The 15,786-nt window shown below is 47.4% G+C and carries 15 protein-coding genes; 10 read left to right on the forward strand and 5 right to left on the reverse strand.

What is annotated here, in order from left to right; translation table 11 throughout:
- Positions 1 to 77 precede the first annotated feature (77 nt).
- Complete coding sequence (locus H6F52_RS20125) at positions 78 to 1,259, forward strand: MFS transporter (RefSeq protein WP_190536547.1); 1,182 nt, start codon at positions 78 to 80, stop codon at positions 1,257 to 1,259.
- Here the strand turns inward: H6F52_RS20125 and H6F52_RS20130 are convergent.
- The gene (locus H6F52_RS20130; RefSeq protein ID WP_190536548.1) at positions 1,234 to 2,919 is read right to left on the reverse strand and encodes a GH3 auxin-responsive promoter family protein; all 1,686 of its coding nucleotides are present in this window, start codon (positions 2,917 to 2,919) and stop codon (positions 1,234 to 1,236) included. The genes H6F52_RS20125 and H6F52_RS20130 overlap by 26 nt on opposite strands.
- A 334-nt stretch (positions 2,920 to 3,253) precedes the next feature.
- Between H6F52_RS20130 and H6F52_RS20135 the strand changes: the two genes are divergently transcribed.
- From H6F52_RS20135 to H6F52_RS20150, 4 genes are all read left to right on the forward strand, one after another.
- Entirely contained in the window at positions 3,254 to 4,234 is a 981-nt protein-coding gene (locus tag H6F52_RS20135; protein ID WP_199300649.1) for a cupin-like domain-containing protein, read from the forward strand.
- Between the two features lie 78 nt (positions 4,235 to 4,312).
- A complete protein-coding gene (locus H6F52_RS20140) occupies positions 4,313 to 4,813 on the forward strand; it encodes a sterol desaturase family protein (protein WP_190414655.1) in 501 nt (166 codons plus the stop codon).
- A gap of 316 nt (positions 4,814 to 5,129) precedes the next feature.
- Positions 5,130 to 5,453, forward strand: a complete 324-nt coding sequence (locus H6F52_RS20145) for an Mpo1-like protein (protein ID WP_190536549.1) — start codon at positions 5,130 to 5,132, stop codon at positions 5,451 to 5,453.
- Between the two features lie 128 nt (positions 5,454 to 5,581).
- Positions 5,582 to 6,982, forward strand: a complete 1,401-nt coding sequence (locus H6F52_RS20150; RefSeq protein ID WP_190536550.1) for an amidohydrolase family protein — start codon at positions 5,582 to 5,584, stop codon at positions 6,980 to 6,982.
- Positions 6,983 to 7,202: 220 nt separating this feature from the next.
- Here H6F52_RS20150 and H6F52_RS20155 read toward each other — a convergent pair whose 3' ends face one another.
- A complete protein-coding gene (locus H6F52_RS20155) occupies positions 7,203 to 7,709 on the reverse strand; it encodes a pentapeptide repeat-containing protein (RefSeq protein WP_190414652.1) in 507 nt (168 codons plus the stop codon).
- Positions 7,710 to 7,723: 14 nt separating this feature from the next.
- Between H6F52_RS20155 and H6F52_RS20160 the strand changes: the two genes are divergently transcribed.
- On the forward strand, positions 7,724 to 8,314 hold the full coding sequence (locus tag H6F52_RS20160) for a YraN family protein (protein ID WP_190536551.1): 591 nt from the start codon (positions 7,724 to 7,726) through the stop codon (positions 8,312 to 8,314).
- Here H6F52_RS20160 and H6F52_RS20165 read toward each other — a convergent pair whose 3' ends face one another.
- On the reverse strand, positions 8,315 to 8,704 hold the full coding sequence (locus H6F52_RS20165; RefSeq protein ID WP_190414650.1) for a hypothetical protein: 390 nt from the start codon (positions 8,702 to 8,704) through the stop codon (positions 8,315 to 8,317). It lies immediately after the preceding gene.
- 157 nt (positions 8,705 to 8,861) lie between these two features.
- On the opposite strand from H6F52_RS20165, the gene queA reads away from it, so the two are divergent.
- A complete protein-coding gene (queA, locus tag H6F52_RS20170) occupies positions 8,862 to 10,097 on the forward strand; it encodes a tRNA preQ1(34) S-adenosylmethionine ribosyltransferase-isomerase QueA (RefSeq protein ID WP_190536552.1) in 1,236 nt (411 codons plus the stop codon).
- Between the two features lie 125 nt (positions 10,098 to 10,222).
- Positions 10,223 to 11,482, forward strand: a complete 1,260-nt coding sequence (locus H6F52_RS20175) for a tetratricopeptide repeat protein (protein WP_190536553.1) — start codon at positions 10,223 to 10,225, stop codon at positions 11,480 to 11,482.
- Positions 11,483 to 11,557: 75 nt separating this feature from the next.
- On the opposite strand, the gene H6F52_RS20180 is transcribed toward H6F52_RS20175, so the two are convergent.
- Complete coding sequence (locus H6F52_RS20180; protein WP_190414647.1) at positions 11,558 to 12,256, reverse strand: NAD-binding protein; 699 nt, start codon at positions 12,254 to 12,256, stop codon at positions 11,558 to 11,560.
- 180 nt (positions 12,257 to 12,436) lie between these two features.
- Positions 12,437 to 13,771, reverse strand: coding sequence for a TrkH family potassium uptake protein (locus H6F52_RS20185; protein WP_190414646.1), 1,335 nt, complete (start codon positions 13,769 to 13,771; stop codon positions 12,437 to 12,439).
- A gap of 92 nt (positions 13,772 to 13,863) precedes the next feature.
- Between H6F52_RS20185 and H6F52_RS20190 the strand changes: the two genes are divergently transcribed.
- Together H6F52_RS20190 and H6F52_RS20195 are read left to right on the forward strand one after the other, a co-directional pair.
- Positions 13,864 to 14,736 (forward strand): methyltransferase domain-containing protein, encoded by an 873-nt coding sequence (locus tag H6F52_RS20190; protein WP_190536554.1) that lies wholly within the window; start codon positions 13,864 to 13,866, stop codon positions 14,734 to 14,736.
- 54 nt (positions 14,737 to 14,790) lie between these two features.
- A complete protein-coding gene (locus H6F52_RS20195) occupies positions 14,791 to 15,762 on the forward strand; it encodes a homogentisate phytyltransferase (RefSeq protein WP_190536555.1) in 972 nt (323 codons plus the stop codon).
- Positions 15,763 to 15,786: the final 24 nt, after the last annotated feature.

Here is a 15,786-nt window from a genome sequence, read left to right on the forward strand (position 1 = left end):
TCACCCAGAACAGCCCAAAATAAGTTGATTTCCACCTATCTAGGTTATGATGACCAAAAATTGCAGGTTTCTGGCTTATGTTGGGCGATCGCAGACTGTTAGTGCTGCTGGCAGCAGGCTCCCTGACTACCATGACGGGGGGAGTCATTGCGCCAATTTTGCCAGAAATGGTACAACAACTTCACCTCGATCCTGCATTTGCCGGTAATTTGGTGAGCCTTCATTGCCTGACGATTGCCCTATTCAGCCCACTGCTAGGGATTTTGGCAGATCGAGTTGGTCGGTTACAGGTGCTAATTCCTTCCCTAATTCTCTACGCAGTGTTAGGCACGGCAGGAGCTTTCATGCAAACGCTGACGCCGCTGTTAGTGATGCGGGGGTTGCTGGGTATCGCGAGTGGGGGGATTGCCGCGGCGAGTCTGGGCTTGCTGGGGAATCTGTATGAAGGCGAAGCGCGATCGCAAGCTTTAGGTTACGCGACCAGTACCCTAACCCTGACTGGTATTGCTTTTCCACTTTTAGGGGGCTGGGTTGGTGCCACTCACTGGCAATATGCTTTTTATCTGTATGGGCTGGGGTTGCCGTTGGCATTTTTGGTGGCTTTAATTTTGAAAGAAAAGACACCGAAGTTTCGGGTTAAAGAACGCGCCACCGATTCCAACCAAAAGCTGGGTAAAATCCTCGGACAGCCCCATGCCTTGCAGTTGTTACTCACCCTTTGCTTAGCCTCAGTGGCGATGTATGCCGTTGTTATTTACGCACCTCTTTACCTCAAGGCAACGATAGGGGCAGGGGCATCTCTGAATGGGATTGTCTTGGCATCGCGGGCAGTTGGGGCAGCGGCTGTCTCCGCTTTTGCTGCGAAGGGACTCGCCAAGCGACTCGGTTTAAATCGAGCCACCGCAACCGGATTTGCACTGATGGCATTAACCTTAGCAACCATCCCACTGCTATCCCAACTCCTCTGGATTTTGATAACAGCAGTACTCTTCGGCGTGGGATTTGGGATTGCGCTACCCAACCTATATAGCGCTTTAGCCGATCTTGCCCCTTCTCAACTTCGGTCTAGCGTGCTGGCAGCCGGAACGGGTGCCGGTTTTCTCGGACAGTTTCTCTCCCCGATTCTCCTGGGACCCACAATCAATTATGGCGGCTTGCCAGGGGTCTTTTATGGGGCAGCGAGTGTCTCAATGGTGGCAGGATTGCTGCTTTTATTGGGCAGCAAAGACAAATTTAATCGCGATCCTCTGGAAGTCTAACCTCTTGCTCCACTTCCAGCCCAGCCAAAAAATTCCGATCTTCGCTAATATGGGGAAATTTTAGTTGAGAATCCGGAATTCCCCTTTCTACTTGACGTTGGCGAACTTTGGCAAAGCTGCCAGGAGCCAGAATTCGCAGTCGGGGAGGAGGCACCTGATCCTTGCGTTTGGATTGATAGTAAACGTTAGTTTCCTTGAGTTTACGGTCAAAGCTGGCTAAAAAAGCAAGGCGATCGCTCAGGTTATGACCGTCAACGAGTTCAATGTTCACTAGATAATGGGCGGGAAACTCATTTTCGGACAAAGTGATACAAAAATCCTCTAATGGCAAGCTAAATTCTTGTTGCAAGCTTTGCATCACTTGAGTGGCATGAAATTCGGTCGTCTTCTCCGTCGTGGAAGACAAAATCCCGCCTCGACGGTGACGGAATACAATCAGAGGAACCTGCTCGTAAAAGCCCAGGACCTCTACAACATCCCCAATATCGTAACGGTAGAAGCCGCTATAGTTGGTCATCAGAATCCGGTAAAGTTCTCCCGCCTTCACTTCCGTGGCAAGTAAGGTTTTGGGATGCTCTACTTCCCACTGGTCTTGCGGGATAAATTCAAAAAAGCCTGCTTCAATGGCTAAGATGCTGCCATCGTTGTTGAGGTCGTGGTAAATACTAAAGGTGCCTTCAGCGGAGGCGAAAACAGCCCCAAAGCTAGGGATGTCGTCAAAGTAGCTGGGAAATCGCTCAAAGTAAAAATCTGAGGTTCCTCCCCGCGCGGTGGCGGTAAAAGATAGCTCAGGCCATGCTAGTTTCGGGGTAAGCCGTCCCTCTGATTTTAGGATTTCCCGCAATTGAGCAGCGCGACCTGGATTTGCTGACCATTGCCGTTCCAATTTGGCTCGAAGTTCGGGTTCGAGTGTTAACCAACTGGCAATGGTTCCGGTTTCGATGTCTCGGATCAAATCTTCCGCGTAGCGTTCTAAATAGTTGCAGATTCGCAGGATGAGCATGGGAAAATTGGCTCCGATTCCGCGCATCGAGCGATCGCGCAGGGCAAATAAGAAGCAAAGATAATGGCGGGTGATACTATCCGCTGCTTGTAGGGTTTCGTAAGGATGGGCAAAGAGTTGTTCGTAGAGAAATTTGCCCATGCGGAGGACGCCTGTACCTCCCGGCCCATACTCAATCCCGCCACTGGTGCGTCCCGTTATTTGGGCGGTGTTGGTGACTAACAGTTTGCCAAATTTTCGATTTTGGGAACGCAGCGCCTCACCTAAAAAGCCGATGCAAGTCAGATTCGCCCATCCCAACGAGTTCTGAAATCGCTGAGTCACCGGGATTAATTTCTGATTTCCCGTCGAGCCACTGGTCGTATTGAGATAAACGACCGGATCTGGCGTTAAAATATTTTTTTCACCTTGGGCAATGCGTTCAGTATAGGGTTCGTAGCTGCTGTAAGGCAGAATCGGAATCTGTTGTTGAAATTGCTCGATTGTTTTGATATCTCTCAGCCCATATTTGCGACCTAATTCGGTATCTTTATGAGTCTGCAATAGCTCCTTTAATAACTGCTCCTGCACAGCAGAAGTCCGACGAGTTTTTTTCACAAAATTCGCCCTGGCACGTTCAGCAATTGTTGTCAAAACTGGTAGCAATAGATTTGCCATTAGTGCATTAGATCCATTAGCAAGAATAACTAGATGTCGATTAAAGCAGATTTTTTCTTTTTCTCCAAACTAAATGCTAAACTTCGCTAGTAGTTATTATTCATAATGTCTTTATTAATGACTAATGAGCGATGAAAACGAAGCTTTTTTGGGGACAGTTATAGCAGTTCTATAGGAGTTGTAAATTTTATGAACCGCGTTGGCGTTAGCCTCGCGTTAGCGATAGCGCTTAGACGCCAAGAGCGCTAAGGAAGAGAAAAAAGAGATATCTAAGCTTTCATAAATGAATTATGATTATATATCCAACTATTATTGACTCAAAATAGGTGAGGAGATGGGTATGGAAACCAAATCGGAAAATGTCATAAAATTAGACTTAGAAAAGCGGGTCAAGCCAATCGAACGAGTGGATATTTCATCGATAACACCAGAACTATTTTTTGAAAAATATCAAAAAACCGGAACTCCTGTTATCATTACGGGCTTATTGGAAAGTGAAGGTGACTGGAATTTAGACTATTTATGTGAAAAGTTTGGCAGCCAAGAGTTAATCTTCCGAAATCCAGGGCGGGAAAGGGAAAAGCAGGAAAAGCGCAAATGGAAAAGCATCGGCAGTGGCGTAAATCTGCAAAGTATGCCATTCACAGAATATGCAGAGATGTTGCGTAACTATAAGGCTCATGAAAATGACATTAACCTAGGAAAATGTCCCCTCAAAAATACCCCGCTTGCTGATACCCAGTCTTTAAAAATCATTGGCTCTCGGTTAGGTTTAACGGAACCTGCGAGCGAACTGAACATTTATGTAGCTCCGGGAGGTCATCGCTCAGGCTTACATTATGACTCAGTGGACGGCACGTTGATGCAACTGCATGGTGCAAAAAAAATAGTGTTTTTTCCACCCTCAGAGACATACAATCTCTATCCATTTCCGGTGTATATTCATTTGCGCCACGGATTGAAATTGCGTTCTTGGTTTAGTCAGGTGGATCTGGAAAACCCTGACTTTAAAACAATGCCAAAATTCAAGCAGGCACTCCAGCATAAATGCGAAGTAATCCTTGAGCAAGGTGAAACACTTTATATTCCTGCCGGTTGGTGGCATGAAGTCATCGGATTGGGCGATGAAATGGTGTGTGCAGTCAATCGTTTCTGGAGGATATATCCTACATCACGAGCCGTGTTCTCTTGGAGTCGATGGCGTGCAGCTTGTGGAATTATATTTGCCTTACCCTATACTTTTTTGAATTTCGCGATCGCTCTCGGCAGCAGCAATAGAAAACAAAAAATTAGTAAGATTTCCCATAGGATATAACCGTCCTAGCTAATCAAATCGAATAAACAAGGCTTCAGGTGTGTTGATATACAGAAAAAGTGTGAGGAATGGGAGTTTATGACCTTATTAGCAAAACTTTCTGTAGGAATGGCTTTTTTTTGTGTGGCGTTTGTCTTGGCAAGTCTGGTGGAATATTGGCTACATCGCTTGATGCACGTCTCGCCTCGGATTGGCGAACGTCATCGAGATCATCACCGTCGTAACGAAGGACAGGGGGTGTTGTGGGAGTTTCGAGACTATGTTAGAGGCAGTTTGCTAGTAATGTGTTTGATGTTTTTCTACTCGTGGGAGGCTGGAATCGGTTGGTTCCTTGGTGGCTTATTCTATGCTGCATTTTCAGCCTATGCCCATCAGCTACAGCACGAAAACCCAACCAAGTGCTTCTGGATGAAGATGCCAGTTCACTACGTGCATCACAAATATGGAATGTGGCATCACAATTTTGGTTTGGGGGTGGATTGGTGGGATCGGGTTTTTGGCACTTACAAGCCTGTAGAATGGCTGGGCGAAGAGGAACTGAGTCAATCACGGGGTTATTTGCAACTCCGGTGGCGGTAGGCGTGTCCTAGAGGGAATGGGATTGACGCAGGTAGCCGGGAAATAAATTTCCGGCTTAAAGCTAAAGTAAGCTAAAGCTTACTGGGGTAAGCCATTGAACCCGTTTGAGCGGGTTTTAGCTTTAAGCCCAAACTTTAGTTTAGGGCTGACTTAATGACATTCTCCTCGCTGCCATCCCAAGGGTAAAATGTCCAAACTGGGTTAAAGCAACCTAAAAAAATTCTAATTTCTCTCCCTTTCGCAAGAGACTTAGTGATATCGTTCCTACAACGCTTTGAGTTTGACAAATTCGGGTTTCAACCGCAGGAGAATTACTTTGAGCTACTTCCAGGAGGCTAAAGCCCACTTTGTTGCGAGTCATCAGCATCCCATCAACCAGTTTCTGCACCACTTGACTAATGTGCTAGCGATCGCCGCTGTGGGTTTTCTGTTTTATGATTGGCGGTTAACGCTTGTGTGTTTAGTCCTCACCCAAGTATTCGCTTTGGGCGGTCATGCTGTCTTCGAGAAGAATCACCCGGCTTTTGTCAAGTACCCCGGCATTACCATCCTGGTTTCCCTCATGTGGTCTTTTGAGAACTGGTTTGGACTGCGCCAAGTTTGGACATACTTGCATCGCAAGCAGAAAGCGTTGAATTAAATTTCAGCCGCAAGGCGAGTATTCAATTAAAAACATTGTGTCTTCATCGGGGCAGGCTTCTATCCGACGCCCTGAAAACCTGGAATTTATTTGCAGGTAACGATTGAGCAAATTATTAAGGAGTGTTCATGTATCAAGGTCTACTGGTAATTGATGCAGATGCCCATAAAATAGAAAATCCTTTAGTAATGCGGGATTATCTAGAGCCAGAGTATCGCGATCGCATCGGTTTAGCGATTGATAGTCTGGGCGACCAACGGGCGAGAATCGTAGACTTTAATCCGGCAACAGGTAAAAACGACTTTATGCGGATGTTTCCGCAGCCTCAAGGACTGGGGAAAGGTGGCTTTCGCAACCTGCATCCAGATACAACCTTGGGGGCAATGTTCAATCGCGTGCGGATTGAACACATGGATAAAGAAGGCATTGATATCCAGGTAATTTACGGCACGCTCAACTTAGTCTTTTCTAGCTTATTGGATAAAGACTTTGCGATCGCGCTGTGCCGTGCCTACAACAACTACATTGCCGACGACTGCCGGGGTTACGATAACCGGCTCAAACCGATTGGTGTATTGCCTCTACAGGATGTAGATGCAGCGGTTGCTGAAATGCACCGTTGCATCAACGAACTGGGCATGATTAGCGTCGCGGTTGCCCCAAACCTACCGATTCCCCATCCGAAAGCGCCCCAAGCTTTCCCCGATATCCGTACCTGTAAAGCGATTAGCCATCCTGACTTCCGCCCGATCCTGCAAGCAGCAGCCGATTTGAATATTGGTCTGGGCATTCACGGAGGGCCGGGATCGTACATGGTGGGGGGGATTTCCGATCATGTGGAAACCTTTGTCCTGACGCACATTTTTGTGCAGCGGAACCAGCAACAATTGGCTTTAGCCAGAATGGTTTTTGATGGGGCGTTTGAGCAATTCCCCTCCCTGCGGGTTGGCTTTTTAGAAGGCGGTTGTGGTTGGGTGCCGGATCTTGCCCATGCTTTCCACGAGCATTGGGAAAAACGCATCCGTGACTTTGACCCCAAGCATCCCTATCGTCCTTCCCTGATGGAATTCACCAAGCTGATGATTCAGGAAAGAGGCACTCACAACAATATCAATCTGATTAGTCAGGCAAAAAATCTCTTCGATCTCCTGTGGAATGCTCAGCATGACCCATCTCAGATTGAGGATGCAAGTCTTTATGAGCATTACGATCTCCGCCATCGAGATCCGTTGGAATACTTTGAGCGGGGTCAAATCTTTACTTCCTTTGAATCAGACGATCCAGGCCCTGCTTATCTTCACATTGCGATGGGAGAAATTGGCAAACATCTGGCTTGCTTCTCTGGGGATTATGGGCACTGGGATGGGGTACTCCATGACTGTGTCAAGGATGCTGCAACTGTTGCCGATTATGACCGGGAGCATTTAGAACTATTGCTTAGCGGCAATGCACTGGCTCTGTATGGCGATCGCTTACGCCAATCTGCGGCTACAATCGCTGATGCACCCATCAACACTACGGTTAATTAGCCCTTTTGGTTAGAGGCAAATCTGGAAACCTCACCAGATAAGGATTCTGTTTTTTCTGGCAGTTAAGACAGAATCCTTATATTGCCGTTCTCAATTCATTGAGAAATATCGCAATTCTCAGTTGTATAGATAACACTCTCCGGGGCATGGTAATGCCGTGTCCCGGAGAGGATTTGTATTGCACGCTCATCGAGAACCTCCTCAGAGCGCTCAAAAAGGATTAGGGGCAAAACAAAGTTTCGCGGGTTTCGCGCCCAGTAGTGGGATTGGTACCGGACGCTATTTTACACAACTGTTGTTGCACATCCCGACGAAGCAGCACATCTGTAAAATCAGCTCCATCAATAATCGCACCTTCAAACTTAGTGTTAAAGGCAAACGCCCCTTCCAAAACCGCGTTCTTTAAGTTCGCTTTGGTCAAGCGGGCTGTGTCCAGAGTTGCGTTTCTGAGATCGGCTCCTTCTAAATTGACGCTTTCCAGATTAGCCCCAAAAAAACTGACACCCCGCAAATTCGTATGACTCAGGTTACTACTGCGGAGATTGGCTTTAGTAAAGCTGGAGTCGGTCAGCTCTTTGCCGGAGAAATCTACACCAATCAAAAATTCTTTGTTGTAGTCGTTCGCCCAGGCGGGAGATGCGATCGCGCCAAAAGAGGCAATGGCGATCGCCACAAGCAATAAACCGAGTAAAATTGTCGAAATCCGATTATCTAGCCTACACTTCATGCTGGTTCCATTTGATGGAAAACCGTCGTCTATCTCATTATCCCGATATCGGTGTTTTAGGAGAAGACCTAGTTGCTCAATGGTTGATTTCCCAAGCCTGGGAAATTCTTGAGCGCCGGTGGCGTTGCCGCTGGGGAGAAATTGATATAATTGCGCGACAACGCCCAGATGAAGGTAAGGGAGGGGGAGACAGAAAGACAGGAAGACAGCGGGAGGAAGAGTTTCCCACTACCCATTACCCATCACCCGTTCCCCATTGCCCCATTACCCTGTCCTCTTGCTTAATCTTTGTCGAGGTCAAAACTCGCAGCCGGGGAAATTGGGATGCGGATGGAATGCTAGCGATTACACCGCAAAAGCAAGCTAAACTCTGGCGCACAGCAGAGCTTTTTTTGGCAGAGCGCCCAGATTTAGTAAATCTTCCTTGCCGGTTTGATGTCGCTTTGGTCAGATGTCAACGTCCTAAGACCAATACTGTTCTGCTACCAGAACCTGAAAAGCTCCCTTTGATTTCTTTACCAGAACCTAGAAATTTAGCTGTGGGAGAATATCAGTTGAGTCTACAAGACTATATTCAGTCCGCTTTCGATGAGCCGTTAAGTTAATTAAGCTAGAGTTTCCGGGCAATATCCCAGCCCTTTTGTGAACTGCTGGCGAAAGGCTTCAATATCGCTCCGATCGGGACTACCATGAGAAACCACAGCGACTTGGTAGCGACGCATCACATCGATGGGGGACTGTCCAGTTTCCAGACTCCAAAGCGCCATCTGGAGGCGAATAGCCGGTTCGTAGGGAATACCCAGTTCGTTCATGAACGCCCGGAAGTCACCATCTTGCTGCGCGTTTAGATGGTTACTCATTTTGACCTTGATCACCCAGCCATCAATCTGATGAATCACCGTCATTAAACGAACGGGCAACTGGGGCATTGTGTGTAAATACTCAACCACCCGTAGTGTCAGGCTGGCATTGGCCAGAAAGTAGACGTATTCCATGAGAAGTTCTTAGTGTCTAGGTCGTGCTGGTTCTATAACTCTCATTCTCCATGAGTAAGATAGTCTGCGATAGGGGAGAAGCCCCCGTTCTTATCTGGGGGTATTTACCCAATCTGCAAAGTTAAATTGATCGATTCCTTATCAGTAAACTAACGGCATGACAGAATTTAACGAAGACAGTCACATCAGCGATCCCCGGTTGGGAGAGTCAAAAGCCGTTAGTGGGGCAAGAAGATTAAAGATAGACAGCCCCGAATCCTTACGGTTTCAAGCTGAAGCACCCAGCCGGGATGATATAGATATCGATCGGTTAATCGCCAGTTATGACTATGAACTCCCGGCAGAACTGATTGCCCAGAATCCATCTGTGCCAAGGGATAGTGCGCGTTTGCTGGTGGTATCCCCAGATCATCCCAGCCACGCCATTTTTCGGGATTTACCCGACTTCCTCCAGTCCGGAGATTTACTGGTATTAAATAATACTCGTGTCATCCCTGCCCGCCTCCGGGGTCGTAAATCTACGGGTGCCCCCGTGGAGGTGTTGCTGCTGGAGGAACAGCAGAACAACTGCTGGCTAGCTTTGGTGAAACCAGGGCGACGTCTGCAACCGGGGGCACAGATATTCTTTGAACCACAGAAACTAGGGGCTGAGGAAAAATTGAACCCAGCCTCAAGCCCGAATCAATTGAGTGCGACGATTTTGTCTAGGGATGAGGCGACGGGGGGGCGGGTGTTGCAGTTTGATGTTCCAGCCGGGAGTCGGTTTGAAGATTTGTTGGAGAAATACGGTCAAGTGCCGCTACCTCCTTACATTACAGATTCCCAATCCCAGGCGGAACAGTACCAAACTGTGTATGCCCAGGCTCAAGGAGCGATCGCTGCTCCCACGGCTGGGCTACACTTTACCCCAGAGTTACTCCAGCGCTTGCAAGAACGAGGCATTCAGCAGGCTTCGGTGACGCTGCACGTCGGGGTCGGGACGTTTCGCCCAGTGGAAGTAGAGGATATTACCACCCACAAAATGCATGGGGAGTGGGTAGAAGTCCCCCAGTCTACGGTGGAACAAATTCGGGAAACCAAGGCGAGGGGGGGTCGGATTATTGCCGTGGGGACAACGGTGGTGCGATCGCTTGAGTCAGCTGCTATGAATGGGGAATTACACCCCTTTAGGGGCAAGACGGAGTTATTTATCTATCCCGGCTACCAGTGGCGGGTAGTGGAGGGGTTAATTACCAATTTCCACTTACCCCGTTCGAGTTTGCTGATGTTAGTGGGTGCTTTAATCGGGCGTCAGCGGTTGCTGGAATTGTACCAAGTGGCGACAAAGCATCGGTATCGCTTCTATTCTTTTGGGGACGCGATGCTAATCTTGCCGGAAGCGACAATCAGATGACGATGGGACAAGTTAAGGTAATGAGGAATGTCAATCATCGCTGGTCAGTGGTAAATTGCAACTGACAACTAATTACCTTCCCAATTACCTTTTTCCTAAATAGCGAGTGGTGCGGGGTTCTAGATATGCTTAAAAACCACAAACGAATTTATCTCCTTGCGGCTGCTTTGATCGGTCTTGGTTTGACGACTGCCAGTACTGCCTTTGCCGGTGAATCGCGGACTGGGCGACAAAAGACAACCTCTTTTGAGTCGCCCGTACTCACTAAGCAGATGGTCGAAGGTCTATACACTCAAGATTTTGAGGCAGCGACTTACTTCCAACAAGGAGTGACGCGGTATAATCGCGGAGACTATCGGGGGGCAGAGCTAGCTCTTCGCAAAGCGCTTGAATTCGATTCCAGCATTGCGATGGCTTATTATCTGTTGGGGAATTCTCTAGCCGAGCAAGGACAGCTTGAGAAGGCAACGAATGAGTACCTGCAAGCGCTTCGTCTCGACCCCAATTTGGGAGAAGCTTACTACAATTTGGGAGTTGCTTTATATAAGCAAGGGCAACCCGACGCCGCACTGACTGCGTATGAACGAGCGCTAAGTTTAAATCCCAAGTTGGCAGATGCTTACTATAATGTGGGCTTGGCGATGGAGGCAAAAGGTCAAACACAAGAAGCGATCGCTGCCTATCAGCAGGCGATTCAGAATGACCCGAAATATGCAGTCGCTTACTATAATCTGGGACTGCTGTTAGTCAACCAAAATCAAAATGAAGCCGCGATGGCTCAGTTTCAAAAAGCAGTTGAACTTGACCCAACGCTTGCCGATGCTCAATATCAACTGGGGTTACTTTACGCGCAGCAAAATCAGCCGACACAAGCAATTAACGCCCTGAATGCAGCGGCTTCTAAGAATCCGAACTTGGCAGAGGCTCAGTACCAGATGGGTTTAATTTTTGTCCAGCAAGGTAACTCCAAAGCGGCAGCCAATCGATTCAAGCAGGCGGTGCGTCTTAATCCCAATGATGGCGACGCTTATCAACAATTGGGAGCAATGCTGTTAAAGGAGAACCAGGTCAAAGATGCAGCTGCGGCATTGAGGGAAGCCAAGCGCCTCAACCCAAATGATGCCGTGACTCTTTATAATCTGGGCGTGGCTCTGCAACGGCAAGGTCTGCTGGCGGAAGCGATCGCGAATTACCAAGAAGCGATTGTCCTCAATTCCACTCTGGCAGATGCCTTTTTTAACTTGGGAGTAACGCTGCAACAAACTGGACGACGCGAAGAAGCAATTCCCTTTCTTTTCCAAGCTAAAACGCTATTCAATCAGCAGGGGAATGCAGACAAAATTGACCAGATTAACCAGTTTCTACAGCAGTTAGGGGCTTCTTGAATTAAAAATTAAAAATTAAAAATTAAAAATTAAAAATTAAAAAAATATCTTGATTAATTTTTAATTTTTAATTTCTTAAATGGGTAGGCGATTAATGTCTTTGTTGGAACCAATCACAACCATTGCGGCTCCCTTATAGAGTCGATGGTTGGGATTGGGATTAATTTCAAACTTGCCATTGTGACTGACTGCTAGCAGATTTAAACCATAGCGGCTGCGAAGTTGTAGTTCAGAGATGGTTTTGCCGTGAAAATCGTCTGGAATAATAATTTCTACAATACTGTTATCAACGTCCAGATCGAATCGATCTAAAATAGCTGGTTTAGTCAGCGATCGCGCTAACGTACACCCCATTTCATGCTCTGGAAATACCACATGATCTGCCCCGACTTTTGTCAGGAGTTTCATATGGATTTCCGAGGATGCTTTTGCTACCACATGAGTCACCCCGCCTTCCTTCAGATTCAGGGTCGTTACCACGCTAGCTTCGAGATAATTCCCAATTGCCACAATGACCGTATCAAAATCAAAAATTCCTCCCTCTTTAAGCGCAGCGGGTTCAGTCGAGTCCAGCTGCAAGGCATGGGAAGCGATTTGATCGGTCAAAACTTGGGCGACTCTCTTTTCCTCGGCGTCAATACCTAGCACTTCGTAGCCCAGATGGTGTAAGGTCGAGCAGACGCCACGACCAAAACGACCTAACCCAATGACTGCGAATTGATTCTTGGTATTAGTGCTGAGACTGCGAAAAAAGTTTAAAGATGATAAGTTCACAAATAAACTCCGAACTGACTCATTGAGTTAGGGATCATTCGTCGAAAACAATTGTCGGTTTAAACCGACCTTTTAACTTTCAACCTTTTAATCTACAAGCTGCAATTGGGTCACAAACAACTGACAAAAAGCTTAAAGATTACTCAGGTTCTAGCTTATCAAGCATCGGGAATGCGATCGCTATCCGACCAACAAATTCTCCTCCGGATAGCGGATAATGCTGGGACTGGGATTTCCCAGAATCGCTGACATCAGGAGTAAAACTCCCACCCGACCGATGTACATGGTGGCAATCAATACCAGTTTGGCGAAAACTGAAATGCTCGCTGTAATCCCAGTAGAAAGTCCAACAGTAGCGAAGGCTGAAACAACCTCCAATAAAATTTGGATAAACGCCAATTGTGGATCGCTTATCGCAATTAAAGTGGTGGAACCAATGACCACCAGAAGCGAACCAACTGTCACCCCAGTCGCTTTCACAATTAGCGCCTTCGGGATTTGGCGCTGGTAAGAAACTACTTCTTCCTTCCCTTGTAATGCTGAAAAAGTAGAACTCAGTAAAACCCTTGTCGTCGTGGTTTTAATTCCGCCGCCGGTACTGCCAGGATTTGTCCCAATAAACATTAAGGCAACGGTAATAAAAAGAGACGCTTCGGTCAATTTCCCGATATCAATGGTATTAAAACCAGCCGTTCGAGGTGTTACCGATTGAAACCAAGCCGCCATAAGCTTCTCAGGGAAACTAAGTGGGCCAAAGGTTTGTGGATTGTTGAATTCTGTAAACAAAAAGAGAATTGTTCCCAGGATGAGGAGAAAGAGAGTGGTCGTGGTAGCAATCTTAAAGTTGAGAGAAAAGACTACACAAGCTTGACTTTTGGATAAGCGATCGCGCGTCCATAAATACGCTTCCATAATCACTTCATAGCCAATCCCACCCAAAATAATCAAGGCAGTGACAATCAGGTTGAGCAAAGGCGATCGCACATATTGCATCAAATTATCTGAAAACAAGCCAAAGCCTGCATTATTAAAAGCATTCACACTATGAAAAATCGATAGCCAAAGACCGCGATCCAACCCGTAGTCGGGTACAAACACCAGCATCAGTAAAAAGATGCCAGTAATTTCAATAATCAGCGTTGTGGCAATGATTGAGCGTACCAAGTCCACCACACCAGCTAATCCTGGCTTGTCGAGCGATTGTTGAATCGCTATCTTGTCTCGTAGTCCAAACTTGCGTCCTAGCAACAGCAACAGGCACGTCGTTGCCGTCATGTAGCCCAATCCGCCTACCTGAACCAGCAAGACAAGGAACAATTGTCCCCAAAACGAATAAAATTTCCCCACATCGACCACCGATAAACCAGTTACGCAGACCGCAGACGTGGCAGTAAATAGCGCGATTATCGGATTGCTCCAACTGCCGTCACTGGTTGAAAACGGCAGCATCAGTAAAATCGTTCCCAAAGTGACGAGGGCAAGAAATCCCAAGCAAATAGTTCGGGCAACAGTCATGGTCTAGGGGTCTATCAGGAAAAGTCTTTTTAGAGCTTACTGCTTTCCGAGTTCTGGTAGGCTAATTTTCAGCAACACCGCCTGAAAATTTCATGACTTCAACTCTTTATCAGCAAATTCAGCAGTTCTACGACGCTTCATCCGGTCTGTGGGAACGGATTTGGGGCGAACATATGCACCACGGATACTATGGTGCTGATGGTACTCTGAAAAAAGACCGGCGGCAAGCGCAAATTGACTTAATTGAAGAATTGCTCAAGTGGGCTGAAGTGCCGCTAGAGGGGGGTTTAAAACCCTCCCCCGCCAATATCCTCGATGTCGGCTGCGGGATTGGCGGCAGTTCTCTTTACTTGGCGCAAAAATTTAACGCAGCAGCAACGGGAATCACCCTGAGTCCCGTCCAGGCGACTAGAGCCAAAGAACGGGCAGCCATTGCTGGATTAAGCGATCGCACATCGTTCCAGGTGGCAGACGCCCTGAATATGCCCTTCGCTGACGATTCCTTTGACTTTGTATGGTCGCTCGAAAGTGGCGAACATATGCCCAATAAGCAGAAGTTCTTGCAGGAGTGCTACCGGGTGCTAAAGCCGGGGGGAACTTTTCTCATGGCAACGTGGTGTCATCGTCCTGTCGGGGGCGCAGATGGACAGCTGACAGATGATGAGCGGAAACATCTGGCGGAAATCTACCGCGTGTATGCTTTGCCTTACGTGATTTCACTGCCAGAATATGAAACGCTGGCTCGCAAAGTTTCCTTCGAGAATATTCGCACGGCAGATTGGTCAAAAGCTGTCGCCCCATTTTGGGATATCGTGATTGATTCGACGCTCGATCCCAGAGCGGTTCTGGGTTTGCTTTTCTCCGGCTGGACAACGATTCAAGCGGCGCTTTCACTCGGATTAATGAGCCGGGGCTATGAGCAAGGACTGATTCGATTCGGATTGCTCTGTGCGACTAAGAAATAACGTTTGGGAACAAAAATTGCTTAAAATCAAGCCTGAGTATTCATTCAGGCACGCATGAGCCAGATTTCTCCTGAAAAGTCTTCCCTTCCCAAAACCAGTCCTTCTGAGTCCCACCCGGTGCGGCGTACTGGTTCCTGGCTCTACGCCTTATGGAAGTTCTCCCGCCCTCATACGATTATTGGCACCAGCCTGAGCGTGATGGCGTTGTACGCGATCGCGCTTGCAACAGCTTCCGGGGGCGTCACCAGCGTCGAACAGTTTTTGGGTGCATGGATTGCCTGTCTGGGCGGAAATGTCTACATTGTCGGGCTAAATCAGCTCGAAGATGTGGAAATTGACAAAATTAATAAACCCCATTTACCCATCGCTGCTGGTGAATTTTCTAGGGCGCAAGCTCAAATTATTGTCGCCATTAGTGGAAGTGTGGCGCTGCTGTTGGCGCTTCTTCTAGGACGATATTTACTGTTCACCGTGGGGGTTAGCTTAGCCATTGGTACAGCCTATTCTCTGCCACCGATTCGGTTAAAACGATTTCCTTTTTGGGCAGCGCTGTGCATTTTCACCGTGCGCGGAGTCATTGTCAATTTAGGGCTGTTTTTGCACTTCAATTGGGTATTGCAAAAAAGTCAAGCGATTCCGGCATCAGTCTGGGCGCTGACGGTGTTTGTGTTGGTATTTACGTTTGCGATCGCTATCTTTAAAGATATCCCCGACATGGAGGGCGATAAGCAATACAACATCAACACGTTTACGATCCAACTTGGTAAGCCAGCCGTCTTTAATCTCTCTCTTTGGGTGATTACGGTCTGCTACCTGGGCATGATTATGGCTGGAATATTGTCCCTAAGTGCGGTTAATTCCACATTTTTGATAATTACTCATGTATTCGCACTCTTGTTGCTGTGGTGGCGAAGTAGAAGTGTAGATTTGCAGGATAAGAGCGCGATCGCATCTTTTTACCAATTTATTTGGAAACTCTTTTTCTTAGAATATCTAATTTTCCCCGCCGCCTGTCTTTTAGCGTAAGAAAGGTTAAAACAATCGTCAGGG

The organism is Coleofasciculus sp. FACHB-542 (assembly GCF_014695825.1).
In the GTDB taxonomy this organism is placed as follows: domain Bacteria; phylum Cyanobacteriota; class Cyanobacteriia; order Cyanobacteriales; family FACHB-T130; genus FACHB-T130.

Bases quoted from the DNA above. Each gene is read 5' to 3' on its own strand.
- H6F52_RS20125 (WP_190536547.1), top strand. From the start codon at position 78: ATGTTGGGCGATCGCAGACTGTTAGTGCTGCTGGCAGCAGGCTCCCTG.
- H6F52_RS20130 (WP_190536548.1), bottom strand. From the start codon at position 2,919: ATGGCAAATCTATTGCTACCAGTTTTGACAACAATTGCTGAACGTGCC.
- H6F52_RS20135 (WP_199300649.1), top strand. From the start codon at position 3,254: ATGGGTATGGAAACCAAATCGGAAAATGTCATAAAATTAGACTTAGAA.
- H6F52_RS20140 (WP_190414655.1), top strand. From the start codon at position 4,313: ATGACCTTATTAGCAAAACTTTCTGTAGGAATGGCTTTTTTTTGTGTG.
- H6F52_RS20150 (WP_190536550.1), top strand. From the start codon at position 5,582: ATGTATCAAGGTCTACTGGTAATTGATGCAGATGCCCATAAAATAGAA.
- H6F52_RS20155 (WP_190414652.1), bottom strand. From the start codon at position 7,709: ATGAAGTGTAGGCTAGATAATCGGATTTCGACAATTTTACTCGGTTTA.
- H6F52_RS20160 (WP_190536551.1), top strand. From the start codon at position 7,724: ATGGAAAACCGTCGTCTATCTCATTATCCCGATATCGGTGTTTTAGGA.
- H6F52_RS20165 (WP_190414650.1), bottom strand. From the start codon at position 8,704: ATGGAATACGTCTACTTTCTGGCCAATGCCAGCCTGACACTACGGGTG.
- queA (WP_190536552.1), top strand. From the start codon at position 8,862: ATGACAGAATTTAACGAAGACAGTCACATCAGCGATCCCCGGTTGGGA.
- H6F52_RS20175 (WP_190536553.1), top strand. From the start codon at position 10,223: ATGCTTAAAAACCACAAACGAATTTATCTCCTTGCGGCTGCTTTGATC.
- H6F52_RS20185 (WP_190414646.1), bottom strand. From the start codon at position 13,771: ATGACTGTTGCCCGAACTATTTGCTTGGGATTTCTTGCCCTCGTCACT.
- H6F52_RS20190 (WP_190536554.1), top strand. From the start codon at position 13,864: ATGACTTCAACTCTTTATCAGCAAATTCAGCAGTTCTACGACGCTTCA.
- H6F52_RS20195 (WP_190536555.1), top strand. From the start codon at position 14,791: ATGAGCCAGATTTCTCCTGAAAAGTCTTCCCTTCCCAAAACCAGTCCT.